Source organism: Thalassotalea sp. PP2-459 (assembly GCF_001913705.1).
GTDB classification, from domain to species: domain Bacteria; phylum Pseudomonadota; class Gammaproteobacteria; order Enterobacterales; family Alteromonadaceae; genus Thalassotalea_C; species Thalassotalea_C hakodatensis.
This window is the reverse complement of the sequence record NZ_MKQD01000043.1, coordinates 88,384-112,270: the sequence shown is the minus strand read 5'-3', so window position 1 is coordinate 112,270 and position 23,887 is coordinate 88,384. Positions and strand designations below refer to the sequence as shown.

General features: G+C 38.9%; 16 protein-coding genes and 1 pseudogene. 2 read left to right on the top strand and 15 right to left on the bottom strand.

Going from position 1 to position 23,887, the window contains the following annotated elements:
- Positions 1-50 precede the first annotated feature (50 nt).
- Positions 51-779 carry a FadR/GntR family transcriptional regulator gene (locus BI291_RS10305; protein WP_074498672.1) on the top strand — a complete coding sequence of 243 codons (729 nt, stop codon included), beginning with the start codon at positions 51-53 and terminating at the stop codon, positions 777-779.
- Positions 780-794: 15 nt separating this feature from the next.
- Here the strand turns inward: BI291_RS10305 and BI291_RS10300 are convergent, their stop codons facing one another.
- Together BI291_RS10300 and BI291_RS10295 are read right to left on the bottom strand one after the other, a co-directional pair.
- Positions 795-1,859, bottom strand: coding sequence for a formimidoylglutamase (locus BI291_RS10300; RefSeq protein WP_074498671.1), 1,065 nt, complete (start codon positions 1,857-1,859; stop codon positions 795-797).
- Positions 1,860-1,936: 77 nt separating this feature from the next.
- On the bottom strand, positions 1,937-2,635 hold the full coding sequence (locus BI291_RS10295) for a UTRA domain-containing protein (RefSeq protein ID WP_074498670.1): 699 nt from the start codon (positions 2,633-2,635) through the stop codon (positions 1,937-1,939).
- 221 nt (positions 2,636-2,856) lie between these two features.
- Between BI291_RS10295 and BI291_RS10290 the strand changes: the two genes are divergently transcribed.
- Complete coding sequence (locus BI291_RS10290) at positions 2,857-5,532, top strand: TonB-dependent receptor (protein ID WP_074498669.1); 2,676 nt, start codon at positions 2,857-2,859, stop codon at positions 5,530-5,532.
- 535 nt (positions 5,533-6,067) lie between these two features.
- Here BI291_RS10290 and BI291_RS10285 read toward each other — a convergent pair.
- The 13 genes and pseudogenes from BI291_RS10285 to BI291_RS10225 all read right to left on the bottom strand — a co-directional run bounded on the left by BI291_RS10285 (position 6,068) and on the right by BI291_RS10225 (position 23,860).
- Positions 6,068-6,955, bottom strand: a complete 888-nt coding sequence (locus BI291_RS10285; RefSeq protein ID WP_254849560.1) for a copper resistance D family protein — start codon at positions 6,953-6,955, stop codon at positions 6,068-6,070.
- Positions 6,956-6,970: 15 nt separating this feature from the next.
- On the bottom strand, positions 6,971-7,318 hold the full coding sequence (locus BI291_RS10280) for a copper resistance protein CopC (RefSeq protein WP_074498667.1): 348 nt from the start codon (positions 7,316-7,318) through the stop codon (positions 6,971-6,973).
- Positions 7,319-7,333: 15 nt separating this feature from the next.
- On the bottom strand, positions 7,334-9,157 hold the full coding sequence (locus BI291_RS10275) for a 2Fe-2S iron-sulfur cluster-binding protein (RefSeq protein ID WP_074498666.1): 1,824 nt from the start codon (positions 9,155-9,157) through the stop codon (positions 7,334-7,336).
- Between the two features lie 755 nt (positions 9,158-9,912).
- Positions 9,913-13,026: pseudogene (locus BI291_RS10270) on the bottom strand (efflux RND transporter permease subunit); the annotation flags it as partial.
- Between the two features lie 11 nt (positions 13,027-13,037).
- Positions 13,038-14,786 carry an efflux RND transporter periplasmic adaptor subunit gene (locus BI291_RS10265; RefSeq protein WP_074498664.1) on the bottom strand — a complete coding sequence of 583 codons (1,749 nt, stop codon included), beginning with the start codon at positions 14,784-14,786 and terminating at the stop codon, positions 13,038-13,040.
- Positions 14,786-16,201, bottom strand: a complete 1,416-nt coding sequence (locus BI291_RS10260) for a TolC family protein (RefSeq protein ID WP_074498663.1) — start codon at positions 16,199-16,201, stop codon at positions 14,786-14,788. The genes BI291_RS10265 and BI291_RS10260 overlap by 1 nt, the downstream gene beginning before the upstream one ends.
- Positions 16,201-16,713 carry a DUF411 domain-containing protein gene (locus tag BI291_RS10255; RefSeq protein ID WP_074498662.1) on the bottom strand — a complete coding sequence of 171 codons (513 nt, stop codon included), beginning with the start codon at positions 16,711-16,713 and terminating at the stop codon, positions 16,201-16,203. The genes BI291_RS10260 and BI291_RS10255 overlap by 1 nt, the downstream gene beginning before the upstream one ends.
- A gap of 123 nt (positions 16,714-16,836) precedes the next feature.
- The gene (locus tag BI291_RS10250; RefSeq protein ID WP_139302599.1) at positions 16,837-17,217 is read right to left on the bottom strand and encodes a CopL family metal-binding regulatory protein; all 381 of its coding nucleotides are present in this window, start codon (positions 17,215-17,217) and stop codon (positions 16,837-16,839) included.
- Positions 17,218-17,383: 166 nt separating this feature from the next.
- Positions 17,384-18,763, bottom strand: coding sequence for a PhoH family protein (locus BI291_RS10245; protein ID WP_074498661.1), 1,380 nt, complete (start codon positions 18,761-18,763; stop codon positions 17,384-17,386).
- A 291-nt stretch (positions 18,764-19,054) separates the two neighbouring features.
- Positions 19,055-19,609, bottom strand: coding sequence for a hypothetical protein (locus tag BI291_RS10240; RefSeq protein WP_074498660.1), 555 nt, complete (start codon positions 19,607-19,609; stop codon positions 19,055-19,057).
- Positions 19,609-20,580: an ABC transporter substrate-binding protein gene (locus BI291_RS10235; protein WP_074498659.1), complete on the bottom strand. Its 972-nt coding sequence runs from the start codon at positions 20,578-20,580 to the stop codon at positions 19,609-19,611. Before BI291_RS10235 ends, BI291_RS10240 begins: the two co-directional genes overlap by 1 nt.
- 1 nt (position 20,581) lies before the next feature.
- Positions 20,582-21,799, bottom strand: coding sequence for a hypothetical protein (locus tag BI291_RS10230; RefSeq protein ID WP_074498658.1), 1,218 nt, complete (start codon positions 21,797-21,799; stop codon positions 20,582-20,584).
- A 216-nt stretch (positions 21,800-22,015) separates the two neighbouring features.
- Positions 22,016-23,860 carry a TonB-dependent receptor gene (locus BI291_RS10225; RefSeq protein ID WP_074498657.1) on the bottom strand — a complete coding sequence of 615 codons (1,845 nt, stop codon included), beginning with the start codon at positions 23,858-23,860 and terminating at the stop codon, positions 22,016-22,018.
- Positions 23,861-23,887 lie beyond the last annotated feature (27 nt).

The following is a 23,887-nucleotide window of genomic DNA, read 5'->3' as shown; positions in this document are numbered from 1 at the left end:
GCACATTATGCAGACTAAAATCTGCTTTAGAATTCAGTAAAAGGTAACTCATGGACGCTAGGCACTTAAATTTAACACAACAACTTGTACACGAGCTTGGCCGTTCAATTTTAAAAGGTAAATACAAAGTCGGAGATAAACTCCCGTCTGAAGCTGAATTAGGCGAAGTTTACGATATTAGCCGTAATGCAACCCGCGAAGCGGTCAAAATGCTAACCGCAAAAGGCTTAATCAGTTCACGGCCACGCAAAGGCATTCAAGTCGCAGAACAAAATAAATGGAACTTGTTTGACACAGATGTGCTCGGTTGGATATTAGTCGGTAAGCCTGATTTGTATATGCTGCGCCATTTTATGCAATTAAGGCAGCCTGTTGAAGCACAAGCCGCATACCTAGCAGCGCAATATGCAACCGCGGAAGATTTTGAAAATATCGAGCAAGCCCTATCAAATATGCAACTAGCAGAGGTGAATAACGACGCTGAAGCGACTCATCACGCTGATGTGAAATTTCATAAAGCCGTGTTAAATGCCACGAAAAATCCATTTTTTATCCAATTAGAAAACTTTATTGAAATCGCCTTACAAGTAAATTTACGTTACACCAATCGTATAAAGCCGGTCACAGAGCTCGAATACCAAGCACATGCCGATTTATTTGCAGCAATCAAAAATGGTGAAGCAGCTAAAGCATATGAGTTTGCCATGACAACACAGTCTGCCACGTTGAAACTTATTGATGAAGCCATCATTCGCTCAGAAGCTGAAGCAAAAGCCTAAAGCATTTATTTGTAACTATTCGTTGTTGCCACGCTGTTTAGCTTGTATAAAACTCACCACCAGTGAGGCATAGAGTTGCCCAATATCATTCATGCCAGCTTCAATACCACTTGGGTGTTGAACAGGCGCTCCTTCTGCTAAATGTAAATAACAGCTTTCAGGTTCCAAGCCCATGCTATAGACAAAATATTCTGCATCTTGCACACTGATACCACAATTGGTATACGCGCTTGCAGGCACAAAAGAGATGCTATCTACATCAACTTCAATGCCTATCGCTTGTTCAACTTCGTTTAAATATTCTTGTCCTGCTTGTAACGCCGATCTGAAATCTTGATTTCGTCTAACCCAAATATCTTGATAGCTAACCCATTTAAAACCAAAGTCATGAAGAGCTTGAATATTTGCTTTTGAGTTTTTTAATTCATGCATACCCAATGAAAAATAGCGGTTTAATAAGCCTTGTTTAGCAGCATAACTAAAGCCATTGCCACTATGACGCCCTTCTGGTGCTCTAAAATCAGTATGTGGATCTAAATTTATTGCACTTATGGGAGCGTGCCTACTTTGGCTGGCCGCTTTAATGATTGGGTAAGCGTTATTATGCCCGCCACCAATGACAATGGGAATTAGTTGCTCGGCAAAAATAACCTGACATACTTGACTAACACGGTGATCTAACTCACTCACTAAGTTCCTCATTGCTTCAAGTTGCTTTTCGCTAGAGGTGTGTAAGTGTTCACTTTCTTTTTGAAGATCTTCACAATACACATGACCAAGCACCGCAATTTGCTCACCACGAATAAAGTCGTTTTGTTGTAACGCACAAAACTTGGCTAAGAACGCTTGCCAACCTTTATCAGCACCGGCTTTACCTAAGTTTGCTCGTGGCCCTATATCTTCTGGAACACCAAGTAAAATGTATTTTACGCCATCAGCTTTTAACATTTTTAGTGTCGTAACAAGATCACCATCGGTCATAGATTCAACGGTTTTTATCACTTCACCAAGACGTTGTTCACCTGTCCTTTTTTGAAAGTAGGGTGTTAAGTATTGATTTTCTGATGAGACTAAAAACATAAAGGTTCCTTGACGCGAAAACGTTTAACTTGTTGTTTAGTAATTTTTTTATGTTATTTACCAAGCTACAAACACTATTAATATTCTACGGTACTCGTAAGCTTGAACTTATCACCAGGGTGATAAAGTATCGCAAAACTTACCGGTTCACCATTTGATAAAGTAGTTCGAGTGACTTTTAAACAGGCGACAGCATCACCTATTTGTAAATTATGCCTTAATATTTTCGAAGGTATTATCGCTTCAACATTAGTTTCAGCCTCGGTTAAAGGTGCGATAGATGATAAGTATTTACCGACAGTAACTTGACTAAAGTCTTGATCCAAAAATAATGGTGCTTTTTCAGCGCGAACATACCTTTCTTCCAGTTGAATTGGGGTATCGTTTTCATGATGAATTACAACCACTTTAAATATTTTGCCATTTTGTGAAGTTAAAGGAAATAATTGCTCAGATGTTGGCTCAAAAGTCAGTTTGCTTAATACCGTCATTCGATGCGTGTGACCGCGAGATTGAATTTCATCCGCAATATTTTTAATTTCCAGTAAGGAACTTTGCGCATGGATAGCAGAAACAAAGGTACCAACACTAGGTACTCTTTTTAAGATACCTTCTGCAACTAAGGAGTCAACCGCTTTTCTAGCTGTCATTCTGCTTGCATCAAATTGAGTTGCCAATTCGATCTCAGATGGAATTTTAAATCCTTCATCCCATAAAAACGTATTAATTTGATTCCAAATAAAGTCAGCAATAATCTTATATTTCGGCTGTTGCATAAATGAGGCGATCCGTCCCGCTATTGTTTTTACACACTAAATATTAACAATTAATCAACATTTAGTATATACCGCAGATAAACATTACCAGCATTTAAACAGTTATTCCGCTAAAAATACACCATTATCTTTTTTTAAAATACTTGTTGTATATACCGGTATAGTCCTGTATAAAAAATAGCATAAAAACAATAATGATTAAAAAACAATGGAGAGATAATATGAAAAACCTAAAGAAACACCTTATTTATAAAGCCCTACTTTTAAGTGGCTTAGTAGTGGTGCCAACGATATCATTTGCGCAAGCATCAAATGATAATGAAGAATCAGCCGGAAAAGAAGTTGAAAGAATAGCCGTTACAGGTTCAAGAATTAAACGCGCAGATATGGAAACAGCAAGCCCAGTATCCATCATTACGTCTGCAGATATCAGCATGTCCGGTATATCAAATGTTGAGAATTTGTTGCAAGAAATGTCTTTTTCAGCGGGTGTTGCTGGGAATGCAACTAATGCTTATTGGACAAGTGGTGGTTATGGCACGGCGCAAGTTAACCTTAGAGGTTTAGGCATAAAAAGAACACTTGTTCTATTTAACGGCCGACGTGTTGTTGCTGGAGGAACTGGTGCCAATAGTAGTGTTGACTTAAACATGATCCCTACCTCGATGATAGAACGCATTGAAGTATTAAAAGATGGCGCTTCGGCTATTTACGGTGCAGATGCCGTTGCTGGAGTGGTTAATATCATCACTAAGAAAGAATTTGAAGGTGCAGAATTAGACATAAAGGCCGGTATCACCGATGAAAATGATGGTGAGAGTCAAGATCTAAGCCTAACTATGGGCGGTAACTTTGATCGCGGTAATGCAGTCCTGAGCTTAAACTACAGTAATACTGAAGCCGTGCGACAATCAGATAGAATTGACTGTGCTAAATTTGGTACCGAAGACGGTAAATTCCAATGTTTTGGTAGTGGCACAACAGAAGGAGGGCGTGCATTACTAGCCGACGGTAGCCAAGTACAGTTTAATCAAAACACTGATACAAGTATTCATGGTAATTCGTTTGGCCCTTACAACAATGAACAACATGGTTTCGAATGGATCCCCTACCTCAACGCTGTTAGCCCAATGGAAAGAATTAATATTTCGAGCTTTGTTAATTATGAAGTTAACAATTCAATAAATTTATTTACTGAAGCAATGTATACCAAAAGAAAAGGAGAACAGATTGTTACTCCTCGTAATGGTTTTGCAGGTATAACTGTTGATTCTGACTTTATGTACAACCCTACAGGTCAAGACTTGGAGTTTCAAAGCAGAAGAAATACTGAGCTGGGTGCGCCATACTTTTTCCAAGAAACCGATACTGTACGTGTCGTTTTAGGGTTAAGCGGTGAGTTTGAAAACGAATGGAGCTGGGAAGTTGCTTATAACTATGGACGAAATACAGGAACGGATGGTTGGACTTTTGACATTGATCCAGAGAAAGCTCAGCACACATTAGACGAAGATTATTGTACATACGATAACAGCAATGGCGTTCCATGTGGAGATTGGTTTGGGGTCAATGAACTTAGCCAAGAAGTTATTGATTATGTTAAATACCGCAGAGAAGGGACCGGGGGTAATGAAATGCGTAGCTGGACCGCTAACTTATCTGGTGAACTTTTTTCTTTACCCGCAGGTGAAGTTGGCTTTGCCGCAGGTATTGAAAAACGCTGGGAAGAAGGCTGGAGAAACCCCGACTCAACCGTATTAGCTAATGGTGACGAAGACCCTATAAGCGGCAGTTTAGACGTATCAGAGGCTTACATTGAGTTTTCTATTCCAGTGTTAGAATCACTAACTGCTGATGGTGCAATTAGGTATTCAGACTATAGCTTTACTGATGCCAAAACAACGCATAAAATTGGCTTAACCTGGCGCGTTAATGAAGAGTTTATGATCCGTGGTGTTCAATCTACCGCATTTCGTGCGCCGGTAATTACTGAGTTATTTGGCGGCACCAATGGTGAAAATTTAAGAACTATCGATCCTTGCGAAAATGCAACGGGAACGATTGCCACTAATTGTTTAGCTGCGGGCATTCCCGCTGACTTTATACAAGATGGTACAACAATACTAACCAGCGTAGGTGGTAACCCTGAATTGGAGGCTGAAACTGCAGATACCATTACTTTAGGTATGGTGTGGCAAGCAAGCTTTATTGACGGCTTATCAGCTACAATTGATTATTTTGATATTCAAATTGACGAGTCTATTACCTCAGTAAATGGCTCTGATATGCTTAAACTTTGTTATGAAGATCCGGTTGGTAACTCTCAATTCTGTAACTCATTTACCCGGCACCCAATCACTAAACAGGTTAATCAATTAAACCAACGACCTGTTAATGCCGCAATCGAAAAAGTGAGTGGCATTGACTTCAACGTAGAGTATAGGTTTGCTCTATTTGATTTAAATGCAAAAACAATATTAGACGTTACAAAACTACTTGATCACGAAAGTACGCCATTTTCTGGTCAACCTACAATTGATAAAGTTGGTTATATTACAGAAGATCAAGGGAGTTATACCGAATGGCGGGGTAACCTTACATTCGCTGTAATGAGTGATAACTGGCAAGCATCATATTCATTAAGATATATAGGCGGTGCTGACGATGTGAACGGTGGCGACTTTGACCCTCTAGGTAAATCAGTTGATGCCCTAACATACTCAGATATTTCAGCATCTTATTTAATTACCGATAATCTTAAACTTTCTGCAGGTATAGATAACCTTTTTGACGAAAAAGCACCATACCTTACCTCTTGGAATGATGCGAATACTGATGTTATGACATACGATTTATTAGGCAGACGAGGCTTTGTAAGAGTAAATTACAGGTTCTAATACCAAGTATAATACCCAATTCACTCTGTTTTTTAGAGACACAAAAGGCTTACTTCTCTCTGGGTAAGCCTTTTTATTTTTCTAGGGTCTGTTTATCTTTGTTTAATCATTGTACTAATATCAATTCGCATAAATATTCGGTCATTCAGCGAGAATTAAACGCTTTAGAGACACGGCGTTGATTGCAGAGAATGGTTATTCAGGAGAACGTGCTCCTGCGTTATCTAATACCAACTCAATTAAGTATTTAGCCACTTAGCGAGAAATAAAGGGTTAGAGGCAAGGCATTGATTGCAAAGAATGGTTATTCCATTGTTAAAATCAATAACACAGTCTATAACCCTTTTAAACTCGCCCTTTGGGAGCGTGTTAGAGGCGCGATAATTGCGCAAAACCTGTTTGATGTAGAACAACTATACCTGCACACGTTTCGCTTATTCTCCCACCGCTGACATCGCTCTGAACTGACTTGATCTTTATGCGAATTGGTATAAGAGGTTAAATATTGTTTGAGATATCAACACGCCTGAGCCTATTAATTTGCGGGGCCTACAACACTTGTAAGAGCTGAAGTTATAAAAAGTATGGCTATAGCGCATGCCATTTCTACTGTAATTGATTTTGATAATAACGCTCGACCACCTTTGCAGTTAAGACGTGGCACAAGCCTTAATTTATGTAAACTCGCAAGCGCTAAAATGCCAATAACCAAACATAATTTAATTAACAATGTTCGACCATAACTTGAAGTGAATAAAACTTCAAAACTTCCGACTAACTCAACAGCAAGTAATAAACCAGCAAGTAACAATAGGCTCACCATTACAGATGCTTGCTTACCAAAAACGACCATTAAGCGACAAAGTTTTTCATCATTTTCTACATTGCAGGCTTGCTTTAAGGGATATAAAGCACCACACCACCATGCCATAACAAGAACGTGACACATTAATAAGGCTTGGTAATAAACATCAAGTTCAGATACGTGACCTATTAAGGTGAAAGAAAATGCAATGATAAATAAGCTAATCACCAAAAGTCCATCTTTAACGCACGGCTTTAAGCTGGTTGAACGAAAAACAGTTGGCAACACTATTGTGCATAGCGCTACAATTAACCCTATGGCGCGAACAAGTATTGTTTCACCTACCGAAGAATTCCACATAATGCTAACCATGTATGGCGCAAAAGCCCCCTGAATGCCTTCTTCTGCCACAACACCAGTTTTAGCAAAAAACCACAGAACATTAGCGATTAATGCAAACACAATAAGACATATGGTTAACTTATTATTAGATGAAAACTCGTTATATTGTCTTAATTGATTACTGAGAAATGTATAGCCAGCAATGCCTGCAAAGCCGAGATAAAAAAGAACTTTCGACAAAACAATAACACTATTCCAGATATACATCTCCATCATAATTTCTCAGTTTTTTTAATGTACCATAAAGCTCACGTTATCTGTCATTTTGTGGCCGTCATCACCTAGGAAGATCATTTCAGCAACATAATTATCTGGCTTGAGCTTAGGTAATTTCCACGAAAATGCCGTATTTTTATTTTTTGCCGGTTTAAAGCCAAACGTTATTTTCTTACCTTGTTTATTTTTTAAGGTTATTTTGACTAAATATACTGGTTTACTAAACGATAATGATAGCTCTTCTGGTGCTTTCATTAGCATGGCATTATCGGCAGGTATGCTCTTATCAAGATGAACATGTGCAAAGATCATGCTACTAAAAGTGAATAGGGTTAAAGTTACAAGTTTTATTAAAGTTTTCATATTTACCTCTTATAATTAACTAAAATCGTCAAATGAAATGTTACTGTTTTCAATACCATGCGCTTTTAGTAGTGCAATAGTCTCATCCATCATTCCTTGAGGGCCGCATAAATAAAACCCGGTCTTGGATATATCACCCAAGCTGGATAAGTTCATTTCAAGCACTTTTTGCCCATAACCTTGCGCGCCGAGCCACTCTTTTTCTGGACGTGAAAGCGTTGGAATATATGTGAATTTTTTATTGTTTCTAGACAGTTCACTTAACTCATCTTGGTAGATAAGATCTTGTTCGGAACGCGCACCGTATATAAATACAATGTTTTCACAGTATTCATTGTCTAATTGCTCTTCTAAAATAGCCTTCAAAGGTGCCATGCCCGAACCAGCACCCACTAAAACAATAGAGCTATGTTTGCTTGGTGTTACATAAAAATCTTCAAAAGGACCTAATGCTTCAATGCATTGATTGACGGCCATATTACCGAGAAAATTAGAGCCAATGCCGGGTGGCACTTGGTTATTTTTGGCTTTTAACAATTTAATGGTAAAAGTTACTTCTTCGTTACCCTTACATGCATTAGCTATCGAGTAACTACGTGAGCAAGATTCAAATTGGTACTCTTTGTTTTCAATATCTTGCCATAGCGTTTGATAACCAATGGGGATATTTTCAGGGCATGTATATCTTTTTCCTTCAGGAATGAGAAATCGCATAAATGCCCCTGCTTTAAAGTCAAAACTATCACCAATAACGTTAAATTTTAACTCTTTGATATCTGCACTGAGAAATTCACTAGAAGTAAGTTGAAGTGTGATTTTTTTTGCATCTGTGACATCCATAAGTGTCATGCCTTCAACATCATTGGCAAAATGTTGACAGGCTAGACGATAACCTTCACCCAATTGTGTTTCATCAAATTGCTGAGCATCGGCTGATGTCACCTTAGCATTAGGGCTAATTAATACACGACATTTCCCACATGTGCCACCACCACCACAACTTGATGGTAAGATGATATGCTGATTCTCTAACTCACTGAGTAAGTTATTGTGCGTTGATAATTTAATTTCACCCAAGCTAGTTTTGTTTTTATCAAACAGCTTTACTTTACGCTGGGTTGCAAACCATTTAATTTTGTATTGCCCTCTCATAGTTAGATCGACAGTCCAAATCAAACCAGTGGTTGAAAGCCATAGCGTAATAAAAGCAAAAATTATGATTGCAATATTATTAAATGAACCTTCATTCGCATAGTCCATAAAGTGCAACATAAAGAAAATACCAGCTAAGCGCTGATCAGCATCACTATGACCAACAATTCGCCCTGATTCAGCTTCAATATAAACACTTGTATCTACTTCATCATCAAAGTTAACCTGCCAACTCGGATTTTTCTGTTTAGGAAAATCATCAATTTTACCTTCGATATATTTCACTGAAATAATTTCACCGGGACCATTGTAAGACTTTTCAGCTAATGAACGAACAAAGGTCTCATCAATGTTAACCCGTTCACCGGTATAAGCATGATACAGGCTATATCGGTTGGCAAAGTTAGCATATAACCCTTTCTCATGATTGACCAAGTAATAAAACTCACCGAGTAAATTGATTACTTTGATTGACGTTGCAGGGCTTGCTTTCGCTAAAATAATGTTTGGTTCAACTAACTCTTTTTTATTAACTTCAACCGTTTGATGCATATGAGCTCGGTACTGATGTCCTCCTGCTTTATCATGATCCATCAAATTGAAGTAAATTCCTGACACTAACCACAATAAAAATTGTATGCCAACAATCAGTGAAGCCCATTTATGAATTTTTCTTGTCCAATCCATTAAACTTTCTCCTCTTGTGATTCGTCGACTGTATTATCATTTTTATTTTTAAATACTCGATAGAACGTCAGCACTAATCCTGAGCCTGCGGCAAATAGCCCAAACAGGGTAAACCAAAATAAAAGCTGGTTATCTATCTCACTTCCTTCGTAGTCCATGACATGAAATCTGAACATCCAATCAAATAATCTCCACCATTCATGACGCTTAGCTAACAATGCGCCAGAGCGCGCAGAAATATAAATTGAAGGACTACCAAAGTTGTCAAAATTCACTCGCCACGCTGGTAAAGCATCATGCACTCGCCTACTTAATTCAAACGGCGGGTTATCTTCAATATACTCAACACTGCTGACATTTCCTGAACCAGTAAATTCATGTGTTGCAGCTTTAATAGCTAATTCTTTCGACAACGGAGACAACAGTTTCCCGTTACTTGCATCAACAACAAAGTGTGTATCGTTTTGAATAAAGCGGTAAACATCGCGATCAATAAACTTAGTTAACTGCACGTTTTCAGCATTTGGATAAGCCTGATAAACAGATTGTTGTGAATAGTGAATATTATTCACTTTTAATTTACTTTGGTGGTTATGTATCAGCGTATCGCCATGAATGTAATCGATATCGAAAAACACCATATAAGCGCCGGTAACCGTCCAAACCATAAATTGTATTCCTAAAAAAGCCATCAACCATTTATGATATTTACGACTCGTTTTTAATAAGCTAAACGGTGGTTTATCGTCACTTTTTAATGAACGTGACTGCCATAAAAGGTATACCGCAGGTAACACAAGTAATGTTAATAACACCGCACTTACCATGCCTCCTACCATAGGAGCAGCAATTCGACTCATGACTTCGGAGCCTGTACCACTACCGTAGAGTATTGGTAGTAAGCCGATAATAATGGTAGCCACCGTCATCATTACCGGACGAACACGTAAGCCTGCACCTTGCATAATGGCCTCTATTAAAGCGGCAGAGTCAAAGTCACGGTGCTGTTCTACGGCTTTTTCTTTCGCTTCTTTCAGGGCTTGATTTAAATACACAAGCATAATCACGCCTATTTCAACGCAAACACCAGCCAGGGCAATAAAACCCACCCCCACCGCAACAGAAAAGTTAAAACCTTCTATGTACATCAGCCAAATGCCACCAATCATGGCAAGTGGTAGCGTTCCCATAATAATGGCAACTTCAGCAAAGCTTCTAAAGTTCAAATACAACAGCACAACAATGATCGCCAACGTTAATGGCAACACGTAGCTCAACTTCTCTTGGGCTCGTTGCATATATTCATATTGTCCTGCCCACGTAATTGAATAACCGGCAGGTAAATCAATTTCACTAGCCACTTTTGCCTTCGCCCCTTCAACATAACTACCAATATCCACATCTTTAATATCGATAAATGTCCAACCGTTGATGCGAGCATTCTCACTTTTAATACTCGGTGGGCCATCTTCAATATACACTTTAGCAACATCTGCTAACGCTATGCGCAAACCGTTAGGGGTAACAACGGGTAAATTCTGTAGCTGCTCTGGCGAATCCCGATAGTCTTGCGGGTATCGTAAATTAATCGGATAGCGCTCAAGGCCTTCAATCGTTTGGGCAACGTTCATACCGCCAATCGCTGTAGCAACGACTTGTTGTACATCAGCAATATTTAAACCGTAACGGGCAGCTTTTATCCGATCAATATCCACTTTAATATATCGACCACCGGCAACACGTTCAGAATAAACCGACACGGTACCAGGGTGATCTTTAAGCACGGCTTCCAATTGTTGGCCAATCTCTTGGATCACCTTAATATCACTACCTGCGACTTTGATACCCACTGGGGTTTTAATGCCTGTGGCTAGCATATCGATACGTGTTTTAATCGGCATAACCCAAGCATTCGTTAAACCAGGAAATTGTACTAACTGATCAAACTCTTGTTTTAAGCTTTCTGTTGTTACGCCTTCACGCCATTGTGACTGGGGCTTTAATTGAATGAACGTTTCAATCATCGTAAGTGGCGCGGGGTCTGTCGCAGTTTCTGCGCGGCCGACCTTCCCAAACACAGTTTCCACTTCAGGCACAGTACGTATCAATTTATCTGTTTGCTGTAATAACTCTCGCGCTTTACCGATAGAGATACCGGGATAGGTAGTCGGCATATACATCAGATCGCCTTCATCTAATGGCGGAATAAATTCAGTGCCTATTTCATCTAACGGTAAAAAGCCTATACAAGTGATAGCAAAGGCTGCGATAAGTGTTGTTTTTGGATAGGTTAACACCTTTTTCAAAAGTGGCTGATAAATCGCAACAAGCACTCTATTTACGGGGTTTTTCTGTTCGGAAATAATTTTTCCGCGAATAAAATATCCCATTAACACTGGCGTTAATGTAATGGCTAAGCCTGCTGAAGCTGCCATTGCATAGGTTTTGGTATAAGCAAGTGGTGCAAACATTCTGCCTTCTTGTGCTTCAAGAATGAAAACAGGTAAAAAGCTAACGGTGATAATAAGTAAACTAAAGAATAATGCAGGCCCAACTTCAGACGCTGATTTCGCGACTATTTGCCAGCGATTTTCTTTAGTAAGCGGCGTTTTTTCTATATGTTTATGCATGTTTTCAATCATGACAATAGCGCCATCAGTCATTGCGCCAATGGCAATCGCTATACCGCCTAAAGACATGATATTGGCATTAATCCCTTGGTAATACATGATGATAAATGACACTAAAATACCTAGCGGTAAAGTGACAATGGCTACCATTGATGAACGCACATGAAAAAGAAAAACCACGCATACAAGTGCAACAATTGCTAACTCTTCAACGAGCTTTGACCAAAGGTTATCCACCGCGCTTTCAATCAGTCTTGAGCGATCATAAACAGTGACAATTTCAACACCGTCAGGCAAACCATCCTTTAGTTCATTAAGCTTTGCCTTTACCCCGTCGATGGTTTGCTGAGCATTTTCTCCATAACGCATTACCACCACGCCTCCGACAACCTCACCTTCACCATTAAGTTCAGCAATACCACGACGCATTTGTGGCCCTAGATTGATGTCTGCTATATCACCTAAGAGTAAAGGTGTACCATTAACGTTTAAACCGAGTGGAATGGCACTTAAATCACTGATTGATTGAATATAACCAGAAGTCGTTACCATGTATTCGGCTTCAGCCATTTCAACCACTGATGCTCCTACTTCTTGATTACCTTGTTTAATTGCCGTTTGAATTAAACTCAGCGGCAGGTCATAAGCGCGCAGTTTATCGGGGTCAACAACAACTTGGTATTGTTTGACCATTCCGCCTACAGCAGCAACTTCTGAAACACCTTCAACGGTTTGTAACTCATACTTTAGAAACCAATCTTGAAGACTTCGTAACTGGCTAATATCGTGCTTTCCTGTTTTATCAACAAGCGCATAGAGATACACCCAACCAACACCGGTAGCATCAGGGCCTAATTGGGGTTTCGCTGTGCTCGGTAAATTAGGGGCAACTTGAGACAAATATTCCAACACCCGCGAACGCGCCCAATAGAGATCGGTGTTATCATCAAAGATAATATAAACGTAGGAATCGCCAAAAAATGAATACCCTCGCACAGTTTGTGCCCCAGGCACTGATAACATAGCGGTGGTTAGAGGATAAGTAACCTGATCTTCAACCACATGAGGGGCTTGACCTGGGTACGATGTTTTAATGATCACCTGCACATCAGATAAATCAGGTAACGCATCAACAGGGGTGTTTTTAAAGGCAAATACACCCATACCAATGATAATTAATGTCGTCAATAACACAAAAAAGCGATTAAAGACTGACCAATGAATTATACGTTCTATCATATCAGTCTCACTTAGTTGTGTTGGTTGTGATTGCTATGCTGCTGGTGACTATTGTCACTAGTAGAACTCAGTTCAACGATAATAAAGTCATCATGTATTTCAAACGTGAAGGTGACTTGCTCATCGTTTGAAAATGCCTGTAAATCGATTGTTTCATCAACGATAAAATCCATAGTGGCGGCTGGTCTATCCCATTTTTCAATGGCTTCACGGCTAATATTAATCACTCTCGTGTCATGGTCGATATGATTTACCACACCGTTAACCGTCGCCGAAGAAACTGGCTCATCGGCAGTTTCAGGTTGTGAGATAATATGAATGCCTGTAATGACGAAACCGCCGTCATCAACTTTGCTTACTTCAAAATGCAACAGCTGGCCTGACGACAGTGTATCTACCGCAACATTTTGCGCTAGGTTGAAGTCCATGGTCATTTCGGGCCAATCCCAAGCTGCTACTGGTTCATGAGTAATATTAACCATGCCATGTGCAGCCATTACATGGTTTACTTTTCCTTGCATCCACACTGAGTTGGGCACTTTATCATGACTCATACGTTTAAAATCTGACGATTTACTGGACTCAGAATCAATTAAAAATTGTGCAGAAGTAACCACAACATCCTTTTCATCCAATCCATTTAAAATCTCGATATGATGTTTATCGACGCGACCAATAGTCACTTCGACAGATTTAAACTGCCCCTCGCCCAATGCAAGCACAACACGATCTTGCTTACCGGTGCGGATCACAGCTTCTGTAGGTACTAAGATAGCGCGGTTAGTTGGGTTCGCATGAATGGTTACCTGCGCGAACATATTAGGTTTTAACTGATGTTCTGGATTACTAAATTTTAACCTTACGCGTAATGTTCGCGTTTCACTATTTAACGTGGGGTAAACATAATCAACCACTCCAGTCCACTTTTTACCCGGCAGAGAATCGAGCGTCATCGTCACATCAAGCCCTTGCTTAATTAAAGCAATATCTCGTTCGAAAACTTCAGCTTCCACCCAAACCTGATCAAGTTTTCCGATACTTAATAATGTATTTCCCGGCTGTACGTAGAAACCCTCTCTGATTTGTAGATCATCAACAACCCCAGCTTGCGGTGAATAAAACGTCACATGTTGTTCAACTTTACCAGTCTTTTCGAGTGTTTTGATAAATTCAGCTGATAATTGTAACGCCGTTAAACGTTCTTTCGCTGCTATAATTATCGACTTGTTATTGCGTTTCAACGCGATTAAAAACTCTTCTTGCGCATTAACAAGCTGCGGTGAATACAAGGTATAGAGTGATTGCCCTTTTTCAACAGGATCACCTGCCGTTTTAACATACAGTTTTTCTATCCAACCATCGACACGTGGGTGAATATGCACCAACGCATTTTCATCATATTGAACATAGCCAACCGTTGAAATTTCGCTATGCATAGTTTTTAATGCAACAGGCTCGGTACGCACCCCAAGGTTATTCACTACATGAGGAGAAATTTCCACTGCCCCTGGGACATGTTCATTTGCTGAGTTAGCTTGTTCATATACCGGAATTAAATCCATGCCCATGGGAGATTTTCCAGGTTGATCTCGGCGATAATTCGCGTCCATTGGTGCTACCCAATATAAAGGTTTTTTCTCTGATAATGCTGTAGATGAGTTATTATCATTCGACCCAATATTTTGTAAAACACTCAACGTACTAGCTCCTAGTGCAACACCTGCAATAACAGCGATAATGATTTTATGATTAGCTTGCATTATTGATCTCCAAGTTGCTGAGTAAGTGCAGTGTTAACGTTTTTAGTGTGTGGTGTAAGTTGACGCGATGTGGCATCAGCGTGGGTGAAAAAATAATTGATACGAGCAACTGATTTCAGTGCTTCAACGTCAATTTTTAGTGCTGCTATTTTTGTGTTTAATTGTGTGATCCTTGCTCTTACCACTTCTGAAAAATCACCATCATCATTGGTATAAGCAGTAAGTGACGCTTCAGCTTGATTATGCGTTTGTTTAAGCAATTGCTGTTGATATAACTTTTGTCGCTCTGAAAGTCGCCTTAGCTGTCTTGTTTCTTGCTCAACTGCACTAATCATCTGCTTTGTTAATAATAACTTCTCCGTTTTTACCGCGGCAGATTCGGCAATGGATGCCGATACTTGTTGATCTTGTTTGTTATCAGTAAATAAAGGTAAATCAAAGGTGACGCCTACTGAAAACAAATCAGCACGACTATCACCAGATGGCATATTATCTCGATAACTATAACTGGCATTTACCCCCCATTGCGGCTTATATTGCTGTTTTGCTAGCACCACATTTTTTTCAACGACTTGTTGCTTCACATCAATCATTAGCAAAGCAGGGTGATTTAACAATACTTTTGCCAAATGATTACGGGAATATTTTGCTGCTTTAAGCAATTCGGGTCGCTTTAATCGAAGCTCGGGCAGTTGCGATGAAACATTAAATACCAAGGCTTGTGCGTCAAAATTAAACGTTTGGGCTACATTGTTAGTGTCATAAACATGCAACCATTCATTTAAACGAGCAATGGCAGTTTCTAATTGTTGCTTCTCAAGCATTAATCTATCTTCAAGTTGCACAATTTCTAATTGCGCACGAATAACATCTTGTTGACGAGTTTTCCCTACAACGTTTGAATAGCTCACTTGCGCCACTTCGGCAATCTGTTCGAACAAAGCCCAATCATTCTCGATAAGCTCAATAATTCGCTGGGCTAAATAAGCATCAAGCCATAACTGTGAAACGGTGCTTTTCACAGTCGCTTGACGATTTTTTCGCATTAATGGAAATTTAGTTGCTTCAAGCTTCAATTGATTTTGTTTAATCGCCAAACTATCTCCACGAGGAAACATTTGAGAGACACCGACTTTTAATTGTGTCATGCCCTCTTGTTCGGTATTCCAAGAATCGATAGGTAGGTTCATCATGCCTATTGACACCTTAGGATCTGGCAATGTACCAGCAGCAATACTTCTATGGTTAATCGCTTGTTGATTTAACCGATTGCCATGAAGCCAAGGATCATTTTTTTCAGCTATTGTAATTGCTTGCATCAGTGAAATGGTTTTTTCTGCTTGCGTTGTAAAAGCAATTACACCAATAGCTAAGCCGATTAATAGTTTCGTTAGCCCAATAAAAATGCGATACATTAGAATTGCTCCTCATAAGAATGAATCGTTGCGAAAACTTTGCTAGCGCCACTTTTAGTTAACATTAAAATGTTATACGGCATAAAACGATCACCCATCTCCATACCTGGCGAACCAACTGGCATTGCCGGCACCGTTAAACCAATGGCATTAGCATGCTTTTCTCTCAAAAATTGTTGGATGAACTTCGCAGGAACATGGCCTTCGAAAACAAAACCGCCGCGTGTAACGGCCGTATGGCAAGATCGATGGTTAGGCTTTATGCCGTAATGATTTTTTATTTGCTCAAGACTTCGATAATTTTGCGAAGACGCAATAATACCTTGGTCTTCGATATGCGTGATCCATTTTTTACAACAACCACATGTTGGTGTTTTATAGACCAATAAAGTTATCGGTTTAGCCTCAAAGTCAACGTCATGGTTATGCTCAATCGTAATAATATCAGCAGTAGTAAACGTAGGTAATAGCAGCAATATTATTACTACTAGGATTAAATAGTTTTTGATCATTTTCGCCCCCAGACAATGCTGGACAGTTATAAAGCGCAAGTACGCTATATTAATTAACAGGTAAAGTTATAAAGTGTGCGCTACGGGTATGACTTCATAAAAAGCAGGCGCACTGAACCCGTGTTAGGCGAATATCGGGGGTTTATACAAAGACGCAGCAGTGTGGCTTTGCACTAAATTTTCGAGACGATGAATTTTAGTTGAGAAATCTAGCTTGTGAGTATCGGTTTCTGAAAGTAAAATCAATACTGCATTTGAACAACTACCACTCAGACAATTGCATATTTTCAAGCAACAATCTTCATCCATGTTTTCATGATGTTCAGCTGACTGAGTCGCCATCTGGTGATGACTATGATCCATCATATCCATGTTATGAGTTTGTGACTGACTCGTTTTCATATTAATCATATGATAAGACATTACTGTAGACGCCATCGCTTGCCCCAAAAAGGACAAACAAACCATCAATATCAATAATATTTTAACGAAATTAGTCGACACCAGTACATAAACCAAATAATTCAATCAACGAAATGATTACACAGTTGTCATGGTTAATCAATATACTGATACGACTTTAGTGCTAATAAAGCTGAAATGAACAAACAAGGGGTTACTCACTAGAAAGTAAGCGAGCAAGCCCCTCTCACTGTTCATCTTCTCGGTTTTATAAATTTTCTTCCGCAAATGATGCTAATCGCGAACGAACTACACCATTTAAATTCACCGTAGTGCTACCTGGAAAATCTTTAAAACGTTCAACAATGTAAGTTAACCCTGAAGTTAATGCGCTCAAATAATTACTGTCTATTTGCGCTAAATTACCAGAGCATACTAATTTTGTGCCTTCACCACAGCGAGTAATGATGGTTTTTAATTGCGATGCGGTTAAATTTTGACATTCATCTAAAATAACAAAGGCATTTTGTATGCTTCTGCCGCGCATAAAATTAACAGATTTAAACTGAATATTCGCTTTATCCATAATGTAGTTTAAGCTACTTTCCATGTTTTCATCTTGTTTATGCAAGACTTCCAATGAATCGGTAATCGCCGCTAACCAAGGGGCCATTTTTTCTTCTTCCGTGCCCGGCAAAAAACCGATAGACTCGGCTATTTCAGGCGTACTTCTGGTGACAATAACCTTGTCATACATGCCGCGTTCAATCACCAACTCTAAAGCTGACGCTAATGCAAGTAAGGTTTTACCACAACCTGCAGGCCCAGTTAAAATGACTAAATCTATCGAAGGATCAAGTAATGCATCCATTGCCATGCCTTGATAAATATTTTTTGGCGATATTCCCCACGCTTGCTTTGACATCAGTCGTTCTCGACCTAAATCAGCTATCGCTAGTTTTTGTTCATCCCAGCCTACAACTTTACCCGCAAAATGTTCGCCTTCATCAAGCAAATATTCATTCATGTAAGCGTTCGGAAATACCGACTTTTCAACATAGTGAGTGGTATTTCGCCCTTCAGATTCACTCTCGCAATTTTTAACTTGTTGCCAAAAGTCTCCTGAAAATTTGTGATAACCTTTAGTAAGAAATTGAATATCATCAATTAATTGGTCAGTTCGATAATCTTCAACATGTTTAAGGCCTGCCCCTTTTGCCTTAAGGCGCATATTAATATCTTTAGTAACAAGCACAACTTTACGCGTTTTACGAGTACCTTGAATGTGTAATGCTGTATTAATAATACGATTATCATTTTCATTAAAGGACAGCTTACCAGCAGTTTGTTCTAACGTGTAATCATTAAAAATAGACAGCCTACCAACCTTGCTACCATCTTGTTGCGTGGGTATTGGAACACCAGCAAGTACTTCTTCTGGCGTTGCGTTTACTAAACAATCTTCTAGTGCTCTGATAGCAACTCGAGCATCCCGGCTAACGTCTTTGTTACGATCTTTAATAGAGTCGAGTTCTTCAAGTACGGTCATGGGAACAATTACGTCGTGTTCTTGGAAAGATAGAAAAGCGAAGGGCTCGTGCAGTAATATATTAGTGTCTAATATATAGATAGTTTTTTCTTCAGTCATATACACAAATTTCCTCAAAAAATGAAAAACCTGTGTCAATCAAATTGGCAACTAACCACTAAACAACGCTGTCAATGTGATCAACAAGTCCGTTGAAGTTTGACCCTCCTCACGCCATCAAAATGTATGAAGCAATTTCACTTTGACACCTTCTGAGTCTTGTTGCAAGTACCAATGTAGGCTGTTTATGTACTTTCTTAATAAGTCTAGCTTTAGCTGTTTTGCAAGTTTTTATCGTAAAATAAAACCGCCTACTTTTTAGCGGCTATTTTATGAATGATGATTGACGAACTAATCCATTAAGTGCGGTTCTCTTACGCGCTTTATAGCTCCAACGATTGAAATAATCGCCCAAGCAATTTCAAGTGCAAAAACTGGTAAGTTTTGATCCTGCCAGAGCTGAGGTAACAGAACAATTGCGGCATAAGCATTCAGCAATAAGTAAGCAAGGTGATTCAGTTTTTTACAGCAAAAAAGTAAATATCCTGCGGTAAAAGCGTATGCTGAAGACCAACCAAGTAAAGCAATATTTATCACACCGTTAGCAAAATATAGATAACAGAAATAACTGATAAAAACTAACAAACCTAAATAAAATATACGGGTACTTGCCGGTATTTTATTGATTGGCCAGCCACGTAAAATAGCTAAACTCACCATCGCCCAAAAAGCATTGATAAACACTGCTTGATAAGAGTTGACCGCCAGTGAACTCATCACTAGCACTGTCGCGGCAATCAAGTTACCACCGTAGTAGATACTTGGTTTCCACTGTCGTACAAATGAAATATAAGCATGATTAATCAAATATATTGCTGTGCCTATCCAGCCTATTAAGACCAACATTAAATTAACTCTATATGCATATTTCTTACGTACACTTCTTTACCTACTAACGGGCCATTTAAAATGACAACCTTACTTACATCCATCATGTTTTTATAAATTCGATCACTTTTAGAAGGCTTTAACAATACATCACTCCATTCGATGACTAACACTTTTGTACCTTGTGCTAAGGTATAAAAAGCCGCATTTTCCGTTAAATCGGTTTGGGCTAAAATGGCGGGGTAACCTTCAGAGGTAATTAGTTTTGCAATATCAGGTTCAATGGTAAGCTGTTCAGGAGATAACACAAAACTTTTTAAATCAACCACTTGTTCAAGTAACTCATTTAATGTTTTCACTAGCGCACGTCCTTGCTTATTATCCGCAGCAATGAGATGTAAACTCTTTGTATCGCGAATATCCTCAAGTGGTTTTATCAATAATTTTTGCTGCTTAAATTGATTATTTAAAATGTAATTCATCACACTTTCTGTCATTGGCAGATAGTCGATATCACCTTCGAGCAAGGCTTGGAGTGCAGCATCTTCGCTATTAAAAATTTTAGCTTTTTCAACGAGCTTATCAATATTTTCACCATAACTATAACCAGCTACTTTACCTATACGGTATTTTGATAATTCTGCTTGTTCAATTTGCTGGCTATATTGTCGATTAAAATAAATATGACTTGTTACTTGAAAAATAGGTGCCGAATAAAGCACTTTTTTCGCACGTTCAGCGGTTTTAAAATATGGAAAAGACGCTAACTTTTCTTTCCGAGAGATTTGTTGAAATGCTAAATCGTAGTTTTGTCTTAGCCAAGTTATCTCGGTGTTATTTTGACTAAACACTTGCTCTAATAAGGCCACGGCAGAGCCAGCATGTTCATGGCTAACATAAGGTTGCCATGGCGCGGTGGTTATCGTAATTTTATCAGCGCTGGCTGTATGCCAAAATAGAACCGTACACATTAAGCAAACGTAACGCATGTTATTTTCCTTTCATCACTTTATAAAGAATGACCAACGCGAACGTTAAACCAAAGCCAAACGAAAACATAATATCTGCATCAATTTCAGCAATAAATTCTAAGAAAAACGAACGGTTGTCATCGTTATAATCAAGCGCAGGTCGCGACATCATTTCTCGGCTAAACTCGGTTAAATATAAAGACAATTCAAACACAGCAAAAAAACTTAACGTCACCAGCAGTAAATCCGTCATCACAGTGCTTCGTTCTCGCCGTTTATTGTCTGATTCTTCCAATCTTGCCGAACAAATTTCAATCATACGTTGGCCGTTAGCTGCAACTTCGTTGAAGTCCCAACTGGCTAAAATATCATCAAGTAATTTTCGTTTAAAACGATTTAAAAACTTTTTATGCTCATGCAGATCAATTAAATGCAACCGAGTGACGACCCGTGCGAAAGACAGTTTCTCTTGAGTTTTTGCTAAATTATTAGCGTTGTAAGCACTATCAATCGCCTGCTTAAGTAGCTGATTACAATTTTCTTGGGCAGTGTAATAATACTGCGCAAGCACCATCGTATTGACTCGCAAATCTTCATGCGTTTTACTGCCATCAACAATGATGTATTGCAACCAAGTAATGGAATAGTTTCGCTCACCACGAATGATCGCTTCAGCGTCTTGTGGTGTTTGGGTATCTTTCAACCACGTTCTAATGAGTTGTTGAATAGTGGTGTTTTTAAGTTGCGCATTTTCCAGCATTAAAAAGCGGGCAATCCAATGAATATCCGCTTTTTCAGGCATAGCATTTAAACGCAACATTTTATTTTTATCGTTGGGGATTAAGTGCTTAAGTTCAGCTAAAAAGGCTTGATAAACGTTGTCTATCTCAAGCTTAGTTTGTGCTTGGCATTGCTCAGAAATTTGTTCAGCAGTTAACGATGCATCGAATGCCATATCAAGTTCAGCAATAGCAACATTATTGGGAAATACATGCAGCACAACAGGTGAAATTGACGCATTGTGCCAAGTTAATATTCTAATATCTCTGGCATCGCTATCAATAGTATTATAGTCGTGCTCAACATCTGGTTGGTTAAACGCACGGCAATGTTCATTACTCGCTGCAATGCCTTGGATAAGTTCAAGGTACTGAATGCTAGACTGATCAACCCCAATGGTGACACTTAACGGGATATAAAGCGGTGATACGGTTTTGATGATAATTTCTTTGCTCATTTTTTATCTTTCTTAGGTCAGTAGAGCATCATAGCTTTGAGCATATCACTAGCCTTTAACCTTAACAAGAACATAAAGTTACATTAATTAGGCTGCACTCCATATCTGTTGTTTTTGACCCTTTTTCACTAAAATGCCAGCGTTAAAGCAAGCTGGCATTTTCATACTTCATGGTGTTATTCAGTAAAAACTAAACCTGTAAAAAACAGATATTAATTAATTCTGATAACTAATCCCTAAATATACCGTTCTCTCTTGAGAGAAATAACCGTTTATCGTGTTGTATTGCTCATTAAACGCATTGTTTATTTTCGCTTCAACGTTAAACTTATCTGTGACAGCATAACTAGTACCTAAGTTAATCAATTGATAGCTATCTAGTTTAACTTTGCCCACTCCCCATACATTATCGTATCTTTTACCTTTATATTGCCATTCAAGGTAAACATCTGCGTCAGCAATATCAGTACTGAATTTATAATTGGCAAATTCTTTAGCTCGGCGAATAAGTTGCTCATTTGTAGCAACATCTTCAGCTTCTACATAACTCACATTAAATTCGTGTGTACCGTGGCTTGCTGGGTAACTCAAACCTAATTCAGCACCTTGAATTTCAACTTTATCAACGTTACCTGGCATTTTTATGCCGTCATTATTTATCGCACCATCCCACAGTATTAAATTTTCAACATCTGTTTGGTGTAGATTGAAAGAAGCAGCTACACTGCCAAATTGGCTGATAATATTAAACTCGACTGAGTCAGATGTTTCTGATACTAAGTTTTCATTACCCATAGAACCCCAATTTAATGGGTAGTATAAATCATTAAAGGTTGGTGCTTTAAAACCCGTTCCTGTTGATAAAACCATACGCGTAGCTTCACTTATTTGATAACCTACACTAGCATTATAAGTGGTTTCAGAATCAACATCTTCAACATCATCATAACGAGCAGCTAGTTCATAAGTAAACGCATCTTGATTATAGACAGTATGAGCAAAATAACCTGATATATCGCGTTGATTCTCATTAAATTCACTTGTACCACGCACACTTTCATCATATAAATCAGCACCAATATTTAACTTCCAGTGACGGGTAAGTTCAGTATGATTTATCAATGAAAACTGACTACGACGGGTATCAAAAACACTGCCATCTTGTTTTGTAAAAGAATTTCCATAATTAATATTAGATGTTCGACTTTGGCCTACAGATAGTTGAGTCTTGTTTTTATACCCATTGATTTTTGAAGAATAAACAGCACCAAGATTCCATACGTAGTTATTAACATCTGATTTATTTTGGTAACTACTATCGTATTCTGTTTCACCTTGTTCAACTTGTGCGAGCCAAGTTAAAGCCAAAGCATTGCTCACTTGTTGTTGACCATTAATGGCGAATGAGTCATAACTGAAACCATCGTCATCGGTTTCGCTGTCATCTTTGACATCAAAACCATCACTTTCTTCATGGCTCACACTAATACTGGTAGAGCCATCACCGTGTTCGATGCCAATACCTGCGCTGTATTTTTGGTAGTTATCACTACCGAAAGTTGCATTGGCAAAGTGTTCACCACCATTCACTTTACGCGTGAAAATTTGTATCACGCCACCAATGGCATCTGAGCCCCAAAGTGCAGCACGAGGGCCTTTTATTACTTCAATACGTTCGATTAATTCAGGGGCAATTTCATTTAAATTAGTTGATCCTAAAGTTGCTGAACCAATTCGTACGCCGTTTAATAGCACTAAGGTGTGATCCGAATTACTACCACGCATATACACAGAAGAGTTCTGGCCTTTGCCACCATTAGCTGAAATATCAATACCTGATACCGTCGCTAATAAGTCCAACACAGATTTAGCCTGAATTTTTTCAATCTCAGCTCGGGTTATCACCACCTGTGAAACCAATACATCTTCAGCTTTAGTAGCCACACGGTTTGCTGTTACTAAAATTTGTTCATCTGTTTGATAGCCAGACGTTTCTGCAAACGATGTTGATGAGAGTGAAAGTGCAGCTGATACTGAAGCTGCGATAAGTTTATGTTTCATGTTTTCCTCGCCACCTGCGCCCACCGC